General features: G+C 36.3%; 6 protein-coding genes. 1 reads left to right on the top strand and 5 read right to left on the bottom strand.

All coding sequences use genetic code 11. The annotated features are described in order from the left end of the window. Positions 1-912 precede the first annotated feature (912 nt). From ACFIM8_RS00605 to gyrB, 5 genes are all read right to left on the bottom strand, one after another. Positions 913-1,632, bottom strand: coding sequence for a sulfate transporter family protein (locus tag ACFIM8_RS00605; RefSeq protein WP_375614327.1), 720 nt, complete (start codon positions 1,630-1,632; stop codon positions 913-915). Positions 1,633-3,513: 1,881 nt separating this feature from the next. After that, entirely contained in the window at positions 3,514-4,935 is a 1,422-nt protein-coding gene (gene coaBC / locus ACFIM8_RS00600) for a bifunctional phosphopantothenoylcysteine decarboxylase/phosphopantothenate--cysteine ligase CoaBC (RefSeq protein WP_375614326.1), read from the bottom strand. Positions 4,936-5,004: 69 nt separating this feature from the next. Continuing rightward, positions 5,005-6,591 (bottom strand): 2-polyprenylphenol 6-hydroxylase, encoded by a 1,587-nt coding sequence (ubiB, locus tag ACFIM8_RS00595; RefSeq protein WP_375614325.1) that lies wholly within the window; start codon positions 6,589-6,591, stop codon positions 5,005-5,007. A gap of 2 nt (positions 6,592-6,593) precedes the next feature. Then, on the bottom strand, positions 6,594-7,376 hold the full coding sequence (gene ubiE / locus ACFIM8_RS00590; protein WP_375606127.1) for a bifunctional demethylmenaquinone methyltransferase/2-methoxy-6-polyprenyl-1,4-benzoquinol methylase UbiE: 783 nt from the start codon (positions 7,374-7,376) through the stop codon (positions 6,594-6,596). Positions 7,377-7,494: 118 nt separating this feature from the next. Further along, positions 7,495-9,927: a DNA topoisomerase (ATP-hydrolyzing) subunit B gene (gene gyrB, locus ACFIM8_RS00585; protein ID WP_375614324.1), complete on the bottom strand. Its 2,433-nt coding sequence runs from the start codon at positions 9,925-9,927 to the stop codon at positions 7,495-7,497. Between the two features lie 905 nt (positions 9,928-10,832). On the opposite strand from gyrB, the gene ACFIM8_RS00580 reads away from it, so the two are divergent. Next, entirely contained in the window at positions 10,833-11,738 is a 906-nt protein-coding gene (locus ACFIM8_RS00580) for a transporter substrate-binding domain-containing protein (protein ID WP_375606129.1), read from the top strand. Position 11,739: the final 1 nt, after the last annotated feature.

Below are 11,739 nucleotides of genomic sequence, written 5' to 3'. Positions count from 1 at the left end.
TGCCGGCTGACCAAACGAGTCTATTTAATACTTTTATCAGTATACGTATAGCTCTCACTCCACTGTTTTTTAATTTTTCCAATTTTACAACAATCATATGCATGAAGAGTATTTCCTATAACAAACTTCTCAGAAGTTTTAAGAACTGACATGTTTTTATTCTTTGATTTTTGTATTAAAACTCACTCCTTGCGCTCATTAACAAACGCCTTATTTTCTTTTAATGAAAATGGATATCCAATTAATCATTCGTATCAACAATTTTTAAATCAAGAAACCTTATAATATAAGCCACACTCATTCATTAAAGATAATGACTATGATAATGTTATGTTAGCGAAACGCCAACACCAGAGCAATATTTTTTCAGAATGGTCTTTCAAAGTGCACGCTTTTCACATAAAATAGAACGTCAAAACAAAATATTGTTCTTGTTATGTATTCACGCGTTGCTAGATTTAACAGTCTCAATATTCCCAAAACTCTCTTATGACGGTACCCATGAAGAGTATAATAATCATTTCTCTATGAAGGGTATAAAATACATTATGCTCTCCATTTTTACTGAAATATAAGGTACAAAGCGGCACCATCATACTCTTTTTCAGTTTTCAATGCGACGATAATGTTTGCATTGAGAGGATTCATATAAAGATATTTCACGCCTTTTTGAAAGTACTTTTATCCGCATACCACCTTCATTTATGATACATAAACAAACGATTTCAATTGATCCAATATGAATAGGATTAAAATGAGAAACCCTCATGATATTTAGGTTTTTCACTCATATTGTGGAACAATAAATTATCATTATAAATCAATATATTGCTTTAATAAAAGAGAAAACATAAAATTTTATATTATGCTTTCTTTGGCTGGCAAGTTTTATTAACCTTAAAGTCAAGGAAACTATTTTTGTGTAATGCGTGCCATGGTCTTTTGGGAAAGCATTTTGTGTAAATATGTCATAAAGGCGGCTGCAAAAAGCGGTGTTGCTAAATTAAGAATTGGAATCGAAACAAAAAGCGCTATCAATAATCCTGCACCAAAAACCGTTGTGTAATGAGTATGTAAAAAAGTACGTGCATCTTGCTCTGTTCGAAAACGATAAGCAGCAAACAAGAAATATTCATGACCGAGCAAATAACCATTAATAAGATAAAAAGCAATTAAATTAATACCTGGTATGAAGAATAAAATAAAAGCAATTCCATTACCAAGAAGGCTTAAAATAACAAATTTAAAGGAAATGATAAGAGAACGCTGAAACGACAAAGCTTGTCCAATAGGCTCATTTGGGTAATCCTCTTTTTCAATGATTTCAGCAGCAGAATCAATGAAAAAACCACCAATCATAGCGGTGATTGGTGCAATCAAAAAAGCTAACAAAAGAGCCAAACCAAGATTAAAAATGATAAGCATGCTAAAACCAATCCATCCCGCCCAACTAGGGAGTCCAGGAAGAAATTGAGCAATCCAGGGCCAAAAGTAAGACACAAAAAGTTGGTGCACACATAACCATAAAATGGTGAGAATGAAAAAAGTAACCCCCAATGCTTTCAGTATCATAATACGATATTGCGAGGTCAGAAGACGTTGTAAAGCACGATAAGCAGCAGTAAAAATCATAGATTAATAAACTAAGGAAAGAAGCAAAAAAAACAAGAAATATATTTAAAGTATGTACAGTGTAATTTTTTCTTTCTTTGAATTACAAGATTTTTTTCAAAAACATTATAAAAAACGGATAAGGCTCCTTTATTTAAAATAAAGTTTGAATAAATAGAAATTTTGATTTTTAAAACAAAGAAGAATTTAAAAAGCAGCTGTTGTAGAAGAAGTTTTTATTATTTTTGTACATAGTGTAGATTATTGCGTTTATATGATATATGTAAAAAATTAAGGAATAAGAACTTTGGGGAGGAAAGTTATTTACTTCTATTTATTCAGTAGATTTATCTAACTTAGTTTATTTAAGTGCTTAATTGTTTTACACAATTCCTAAAATTCTGTACTTTTCTACTATTTGGCAGCATGCTTTTGCCTCTCGCTTTCAAAAAAATATTGAATTCAATGGAATAGGGGTAACGTAGTAGCTCCGTAGATATTCTAATTTTGGGCAACAGAATGATTAATATGATAGAAGTGGAAAAAATAAGCTTAGGCGATTGACCGTCCGATTCCATGGAAGAGCAGTTTTTTGAGAAGAAGCAAAGAAAGGGAGATGTCACTGATGCTTAAAAATGATGAGATTTTGAATTTTAAAAGCCATAAGTGCAATGAAGTAAGAATTCATTGAAGCACTTTTCATACAAGTGGTGCACTGTATCAAATAATTTTTAGATAATAACACCATTAATTTATGAAGAGAATTGATCATTTTCAACTTGAATAAGAACCCAAAATATAGAAATATTCTTTAATTTCAAAGTCTCTATTCAACATCAAAAAATTATTTACGTGCACATTATAGGCGAGACCAATGTATGGGTACAAAGCTTTCGATAAAAGAATAAAAATGCTTCTCATGAATCGTCACAATGTGAGGATATCATGGATAAAATTCTAGTCTTTGTGGTCTTGGTATGCTGGAGAGAGGAGACAGACATTTAATCTTAAAGACAGATCACTGAGGAAAATAATAAAAGCGTCAGTTTCATAAACTTATAGACAGTGGTACAATGAATTTTGTCTACACTCTTTATGAGCGTCAGTGTGAGGTATGCTTAAAATTGCATTGAGATATTTATAATATATTAATTTATACATCATTTTCATAGTGAATAAGAGCTTCAAATAAAGTTGTCATATTTTCTCATGAGCTGTTCTCATCATGAAACAATCAAAATCATTTATTCGTATATCATAAATAGGACCAATATGGGGATAAAAACATTGAAGAGAGAAAATGCTTTTTATAAATTTTATCCAGTGCAAGAGCTTTCTCAAAGTTAATGTTAGGCAAAGTGAATGATAGCTTGTTTTTTTATAAGCTGGGGAGACAGTAGTGCAATAGATCCTACTTTTATGAAGGCTAGAGTGAGATGTGATTTTTTTAAAAAATATTTTCCAACGCTTGTCACACCCATTTCGCAACAGCGCTTGTGAATGGTCTATGGGTAAAGCTCTCGTGAATAATATAAAACTTATAGGGCATCACTATACTCTTAATAAAAAGAGTACGTTGGTGCCATCATCCTTAGTGTTGTCCGAGACAAGCTCTTGGTTCTTGAGACGGTCCATTATAAGCGCTTTTAGTTCTTTCTTAAACGTTTTGTATTCATACAGTTATCCTTGTTTAAAACGTGCAAGAAAATGATTTTTATTGATTCAATATGAAGAGAGATTGGGAATGAGAGAATCTTACGATGTCTGGGATTCTAATTTAATATGAACAATGCTAGGTTATCATTATAAATCAAAAATATTATATACTAATTGAGATGGATAGACACCTATTATCAGTTCTATTTTATAAGGTGTTTTAATATCAACGCGTTTGAAGAGTTCTTATTTGCAAAGGGGTATATTTTTCTCATGAGGAGTAGATGTTTGGGGGGCAAAAAATGATACAATCACGTTTGCTAATTTTTGCGCTACGTGTTGTTTACTCATATGAGGCCATTGTTCAACTTTTTTTCTACTTACGAGATAAACTTGATTTGTATCAGAACCCATGACACTTGTACCATCTACTTGAAGAGAAATATCATTAGCAAGAATGAAATCAGCTCCTTTTTCAACGCATTTCTTTTGCGCATTAGCAATAATATCGCATGTTTCAGCAGCAAAACCAATGACCAATGAGGGGCGTTTTGGAGCGTGTCCAATCGTTGCTAAAATGTCAGGATTTTCAACCATTTGAAGGGATGGTGGTGTTTTATGAGCATCCTTTTTAATTTTGTGTAAAGATTGGGTTTGACTACGCCAGTCACAAACAGCGGCAACAAAGATGGCACCATCAGCAGGCAATGCGGTTTGAACGGCTTTTAACATCTGTTGTGCTGTTTCAACATGAATTGTTTTTACTTCTTGTGGGTCTGCAAGATGAATAGGTCCACAAATAAGTGTTACTTTTGCACCCAAATGTGCAAGAGCGGTTGCAATGGCATGACCTTGTTTACCTGAGGACCGATTAGCAAGATAACGTACTGGATCAATTGGTTCATGGGTAGGGCCAGAGGTAACGATGAAATGGCGGTCAAAGAGAGGTTTTTCATGCACATTCAAAAGATTCTCTATAGCAGCGACAATAGTTAAAGGTTCGCTCATACGTCCATATCCAATCTCGTCACGTTCAGCCATATTTCCGATTTCTGGTCCGATGATATGAACGCCATCTGCGTGCAATTGTGCAACATTACGAATAGTTGCTGGATGCACCCACATGGCTGGATTCATGGCGGGTGCAATCAAGAGTGGACAGCGTGCTGCTAAAAGGACACAATCAGCCAGATCATCTCCTATGCCATTGGCTATTTTTGCAATGCGGTTGGCTGTAGCAGGAGCTAAAATAATCAGATCAGCATCACGTGCTAATCGGATATGTCCGATATCATGTTCTTCTTCGCGTGAAAATAAATCAGTATATACAGTACCACCGCTTAAAGCTTCAGCGGCTAAAGGCGTAATAAATTTTTGCGCCGCTTTTGTCATCACAACTTTTAAATCTGCTCCACGTTCTTGTAAACGGCGAATCAAATCAAGGGCTTTATAAGATGCAATACTTCCACCAATAATAAGAAGGAGAGATTTTGATTTCAATGATTGCACTTCAACAGCACTGGCATGAGAGGGGAGTGTGGTGTGAGTAGGGGGATTGCTTAAAAGACGGCGGGCTTCTTCTTCCATAGAAATACCATTTTGCGCGGCGCGTATGCGCAAAGCTTCTTTGGTTTCAAGAGACAGGTTACGAATAGTAATACTGGCCATAAAATACCTCCAAGAAGTAAAAATGATTTCAATGATTTCATTGTTGATATTTTTAGCATATTAAGGAGATTAGAAAAGATGAAAAAAGTAAAAAGTAAGACAAGCGCAACAAAGTGCAATGATGAAAAGACTATAACGACCATAACGGTTTCTGTGACTTTGTTCCACAGCAAGTTGTTTGAGGGTAGCAGGAGAAAGATTAAAACCTGTTTTTCTCATTTGATTGAAATCTTCTTCTATTCGTTGGAAATTTTGAACCAATTGTGGTGTTTTGCGTGCCAGCGAAAGGAGAGCTTTTGCTCCTTCACTAAAGTCTTTTGCAACGCCTACGGGTCCTAAATTTTTACTAATCCATTCTTTGACAACGGGTTCAGAAGCTTTCCACATATTAAAAGTGGGGTCTAATGTACGGGCAACACCTTCCACGACAACCATTGTTTTTTGCAGCAATAAAAGTTCAGGTCGCGTTTGCATGTCAAATAATTCAGTGACTTCAAATAATAAAGTGAGCAATTTAGCCATGGAAATGCTTTGTGCTGATTGTCCGTGAATTGGTTCGCCAATAGCACGGTTGGCTTGCGCAAAGCTTTCGATATTATGGTGTGAAGGAACATAGCCGGCCTCAAAATGGGCACGTGCAACTCGATGGTAATCGCGGGTAATAAAGCCGTAAAGAATTTCAGCAAGGAAATGCTTTTCTTTTTTGCCAAGCCTTCCTGTAATGCCTAGATCAACAGCAACAATACATCCTTTTTCATCTACAAATAAATTACCAGGATGCATATCGGCGTGAAAAAAACCATCACGCAGTGTATGACGAAGAAAAGATTGAATAAGCGTAATAGCAAGCACCTTCAAATCAAAACCTGCTTCTTTGAGTTTGGAAGTTTCGGATATTCTTATACCATCAATCCATTCCATTGTAAGAACATTACGTCCTGTCCGTTCCCAGTCAATACGTGGAACCCGAAAGCCTGTATCATGTTGAATATTTTCAGCCATTTCAGATATAGCTGCTGCTTCTAAGCGTAAATCCATTTCAAGTCGTGTTGTTTGTGCTAAAGTATCCACCACACAAACAGGACGAAGCCTTCGAGAGGCAGGGATATAGCGCTCTTGTAAATGAGCAATGAGATAGAATCCTCTAAGATCTTTAGAAAAACGTGCTCTGATATTGGGACGAATAACTTTTACAGCACATTTTTTCTTATGGCCAGTTTCATCACTATATTCAGCTGGATGAACTTGAGCAATAGACGCGGCGGCAATGGGGGGATAAAAATTTACGAATAAATCATCAATAGAGCGACCAAGAGAACTTTCAATTTGAGCAATAGCGGCAGTGCAAGAAAATGTTTGGACGCGATCTTGTAGCTGTGACAAATCTTCCGCAATATCACGCCCAACAATATCAGGTCTTGTGGCAAGAAATTGACCAAGTTTTATGTAAGAGGGTCCAAGCTTATTAATGGCATATGAAATATTTTCAGATCGTTGTTTCTTTTTTGTTTTGCGTCGTGCTAATGCACTCGCTATACGATGACATAGCGCTGGAAATCCTTGAAGATCATCATGAGGGAGAGCACTTAAAACACCTTCACGTGTTAGAACCCATCCTGCACGCATCAATTGAAAGTAAGGGGAAATTTGCACCATTTTTAAATTTTCCAACCTGAATGCAGCGCTGCAATCGCACCGGTGAGATTGCGGTACGATACCCGCGAAAACCCCGCATGCTTGATCATATGGGCAAAATCATCTTGCTTAGGAAATTTGCGGATAGATTCAACCAAATAACGATAAGCATCGCCATCATTTGCGATAAATTGACCCAGCTTAGGGATAGCATGGAAAGACCAAAGATCATAAATTTTATCCAACAGAGGCATCTCGACATTTGAAAATTCTAAACATAAGAAACGTCCACCGGGCTTTAAGACACGAAAAGCTTCTCTAAGGGCTTGATCAATATGAGGAACATTGCGAATTCCAAAAGCAATCGTGTAAGCGTCAAAGCTTTGATCTTCAAAAGGTAGATGTTCTGCATTGGCTTCAACAAAATCAATTAGAGGGGCAAGACCATTTTTTTGTGCGCGTTTTTTACCAACGCTGAGCATTGAGCCATTAATATCAAGCACTGTAGCATGGGCTTTTTGGCGTGAAGCATTAAGAATACGAAAAGCAATATCACCTGTACCGCCAGCGACATCAAGAACTTTCCAATGAGAAAGTGCTGGTGGGGAAAGCCAAGCAATCATGGAATTTTTCCACACACGATGTAGCCCCAATGATAGGATATCATTCATCTTGTCATAATTTTCAGCGACAGAATGAAACACACCATCCACCATGGATTGTTTTTGTGTTTCATCTACTCTTGTAAAACCAAAAGAGTGCTCCATGCCACCCTTGGTTCCTACACGTTCTGTTTCAGCTGTCATATGGATGACCTTTCTTATTTTTCTTTTATCGTAAATGAAAGAGAGATGAAATGTTCAAATACGAAAAAACAACGTATAAAACTACGACGTTTACACAGCCAAAAACAGAAGAGTATCTTTAGATATCAAGATTGGCAACGCTTAAGGCATTGTCTTGAATAAAAATACGTCTAGGTTCAACTTCATCACCCATGAGACGAGAAAAGAGTGAATCTGCATCGGTTGCATCATTAATTTTTACTTGTAAAAGAGAACGTGCATTGGGATCAAGCGTTGTTTCCCAAAGTTGTTCAGCATTCATTTCCCCAAGACCTTTATAACGTTGAAGAGTAACACCTTTTTTACCGTTTGTAAAAATGCTCTCTAAAAGGCTCATAGGACCAAAAATACGCTCTGTTTTATCTTTGCGACGTAAAAGAACAGGAGGATGATATATGTCGATAAAATTTTGGGAAATGCGATCAATTTGGCGTGCGTCAGTTGAATTTATAAGTCCCACATCAAGCGTAACAACATCTTTAACACCACGTAAAATACGCTCAAAACATAAACTTCCATCTGCTGTATATTGTCCACTCCAACCTTGTTCCATATCATCAGCAATCAGATTAAGGCGGAGTGCTACAGTATCTGCTATTTTTTGCGCTTTTTCTTGTGTTGCAAAGACTTCAAGATTAAAAGCGCCAACAATTGCTGCTTGTTCAACAATATTACGGTCATAACGGGTATGAAGACCATTTAAAAGTTGACGTAATATACGAGCATCTTTAGCGAGTTGATACAAATCAGCTCCTGCACGAACTTCTCCCGTTGAAAGCTCAAGCGTTGTTTCTTCTAATCCAGTATCGATCAAGAATTCTTCAAACGCTGCTTCATTTTTAATATATTGGGAAGATTTTCCACGCGATACTTTATAAAGAGGAGGCTGAGCAATATAAAGATGTCCACGTTCAATCAACTCGGGCATTTGTCTAAAAAAGAAAGTGAGCAGCAGCGTACGAATATGGGCTCCATCAACGTCCGCATCTGTCATGATAATAATCTTATGATAACGTAATTTATCGGGTGAAAATTCATCCTTACCGATAGACGTTCCAAGAGCTGTAATAAGTGTTCCAATCATATCAGATGAGAGCATGCGGTCGAAACGTGCTCGTTCAACATTGAGGATTTTACCACGAAGGGGTAAAATTGCTTGATTTTGACGTGAGCGCCCACTTTTTGCTGAACCGCCAGCCGAATCCCCCTCGACAATAAAGATTTCTGATTTTGCGGGATCTCGTTCTTGGCAATCGGCAAGCTTTCCTGGTAGAGAAGTGATATCAAGCGCCCCTTTTCGTCTTGTGAGTTCACGTGCTTTGCGTGCTGCTTCACGTGCTGTTGCAGCTTCTACCACTTTACTAATGAGAAGTTTTGCTTCATGAGGATGTTCTTCCAGCCATATTGAAAGACCTTCATTGACCAAACTTTCAACAATAGGGCGCACTTCAGAAGAGACTAACTTATCCTTTGTTTGTGAAGAAAATTTTGGATCAGGAACTTTGACAGAAAGAATAGCTGTTAATCCTTCACGGCAGTCATCACCGGTTAAGTTCACTTTTTCTTTTTTAGCAATACCTGAAGATTCAGCATAGCCATTAATTTGGCGTGTAAGGGCACTTCTGAAACCTATCAAATGAGTTCCACCGTCACGCTGAGGGATATTATTGGTAAAACACAAGACCTTCTCATGATAGGAATCATTCCACCATAGGGCAACATCAACGCTCATACCATCCTTTTCACTTGTAATATAAATAGGAGTATCAAGCAGCGCTTTTTTTGATTGATCAATATATTTCACAAACTCTATTAATCCACCTTCATAATGCAATTCAACGGATTTAATATCAGCATGACGCTCGTCAACAAGAAGAATATAAACCCCAGAATTTAGAAAGGCTAATTCCCGTAAACGACGCTCTAAAGTTTCAAAATCAAACTCAACCATAGTAAAGGTTTCAGAGCTTGGTAAAAATCTAATTTCTGTTCCACTTTCTTGATCGCAATCGCCAACAACTTTTAATGGAGCATCAGCTACCCCGTGGGTAAATGATATTTCATGAATTTTACCATTGCGTTTGATTTGCAATTTAAGCCAAACAGAGAGTGCATTCACAACAGAGACGCCAACACCGTGTAATCCGCCTGAAACTTTATAAGAGTTTTGATCAAACTTTCCGCCGGCATGAAGCTGTGTCATAATAACTTCAGCTGCAGAAATACCTTCTGTTGGATGGATATCTGTCGGAATTCCACGTCCATTATCACGAACAGAACAAGAACCATCAGCATGGAGTGTGACGTTTACAAGAGTTGCATGACCGGCTAAAGCCTCATCGATAGCATTGTCTACAACTTCATAGACCATATGATGTAACCCCGATCCATCATCAGTGTCACCGATATACATCCCAGGACGTTTGCGTACAGCATCAAGACCTTTGAGAACTTTGATAGAAGCCGCATCATAGTCATGGCTTTGTGCCGGTGAGGTTATTTCATCACTCATAAGTTAGTCCATTCCTGTGTTCAATTTCAATATTTTATCCGCTTTTTTAAAGCTCAATGTTCTGATAAGTTATTTATGGAATAACCACATTAAACATTTACCGTATATCAGATCTAGATTCAATATCTGTCGATATATAATGGAAAGAATGATGAAATGATATGACACAATTATACAGTAAAATACCGTCATTTAGGGTGATAATATAAGACAAGTAAGCACCTCTTTGGTATATTTAAGTATTTTTACAGTGCGTGGTGAATATTCAGGGCAGGGCTTGAACGCCTTTAGTTAAGTGAATCACAATGAGAAGACTAAAGAAATTAAAAGCGTAATTTATCGAGAGAAGCTGACTGTTTACAGAACAACGTTGGTACGAATCCTTTTCCTTTAAAATTTGAGGACGAGGCCAATTATGCTTTACGTAAACTTTAAACGTAAATTTTAAAATTATGTAAAGAGTAGTATTATTGTTTATTTTTGCATATGCATAATATTTCAAAATTAGTTGTGCATCTTTATGTTACACTAATGAGACTTTTACTTTCTTACCTATAAATCAATCTTCAATCTTAATGAAGTTAATATTACGCGTTCTCTAAGTTTTTTAACTTTTTGTATGTTAAATTGAGGTGAGAATATTGTGTATATTTGTTTGTATTATTCCTGTCCATGGAGGTTACATTTCTTATTCAAAATAAAACGCTATTGTGCGGCTTATTCACGCAATTTTTTAAGAAGTATTTTCAATGGTTTCAAAAAAAATATATGAAAACTGTTAAATTTTTTAACAGTTTTAAAAAATAGCAAGAATTTTATTTATTAAACGCCAGATATTTTGGTGAAGTGCGTTAGATAATAATTAAGGAGAGTTGCATCTTAGTTTTGAAAATGGGGGAGAGATTTTGAAAATAAAAAAATCTATATATGTAAAACATCTTCAATTGCGTCTACGGTATCTTTTATTCAATAATCCATACAATATTTTTATTCGTATTTTATTTGTAGCAGGGGGGGTTCTATTTTCCTCTTACGCAGAAGCTGAAAGGCTGCCTTCTTTTTTTGATTCGCATGAACATTTGGTACAACCTGATACAACGGATATCTTTCGTTTGCGTTTTGTAACAACTTTTGATTTTCCTCCTTTTAATTTTCTTGATCAAACGGGGCATCTTGCAGGTTATAATATCGATTTATTGCGTGCTATTTGCTCAAAATTAGAATTAGAGAAGTTTTGTGAAGTAGAAGTTGTTCCTTGGAAAGAGCTTGTAGAACATGTTAACAATGGTGGTGCAGAAGTTATTATTGCAGGTTTAAAAGAAACAAATAAAACCCAGCAAGATCTTGTTTTTACAAAGCCATATTTGCGTTTTCCAGCGCGATTTGTTGCTACTCGACGTTTAAATCTCGATGAGCCAATAAGTGATCAATTGGTACATTTAACCAGTGGTGTTTTATCTAAAAGTGTTCACGAAAAGCTCTTTCATCACTATTTTCCTGAAGCCAAAGGACAAGAATTTAGAGGCAGGGCGGAGCTCTATAAAGCGTTACAGGAGCGTAAAATTGATCTTATTTTTGATGATGGATTTGCTTTATCTTTATGGCTAAACGATTCAAAAACCGCGAATTGCTGTCATTTTGTTGGGGGGGCATATATGGCGCCACAGTTATTGGGGCAAGGAATGCAGCTTGCTGTTGCAAAAAAGAATGAAAAATTGGTTGATATACTCAATTATGCGCTGAAATCTTTAGAAGAGGATGGTAAACTTACAGAACTTTATTTGCGTTATTTTCCAATAAGTTTTTATTGAT

Origin of the sequence: Bartonella sp. AC535YNZD (assembly GCF_042196625.1) — a bacterium.
Classification (GTDB): Bacteria; Pseudomonadota; Alphaproteobacteria; order Rhizobiales; family Rhizobiaceae; genus Bartonella.
Note: the sequence above shows the minus strand (reverse complement) of the source record. Positions and strands in the feature narration are given on the sequence as shown.

Bases quoted from the DNA above. Each gene is read 5' to 3' on its own strand.
- gyrB (WP_375614324.1), bottom strand. From the start codon at position 9,927: ATGAGTGATGAAATAACCTCACCGGCACAAAGCCATGACTATGATGCG.
- ubiE (WP_375606127.1), bottom strand. From the start codon at position 7,376: ATGACAGCTGAAACAGAACGTGTAGGAACCAAGGGTGGCATGGAGCAC.
- coaBC (WP_375614326.1), bottom strand. From the start codon at position 4,935: ATGGCCAGTATTACTATTCGTAACCTGTCTCTTGAAACCAAAGAAGCT.
- ACFIM8_RS00605 (WP_375614327.1), bottom strand. From the start codon at position 1,632: ATGATTTTTACTGCTGCTTATCGTGCTTTACAACGTCTTCTGACCTCG.
- ubiB (WP_375614325.1), bottom strand. From the start codon at position 6,591: ATGGTGCAAATTTCCCCTTACTTTCAATTGATGCGTGCAGGATGGGTT.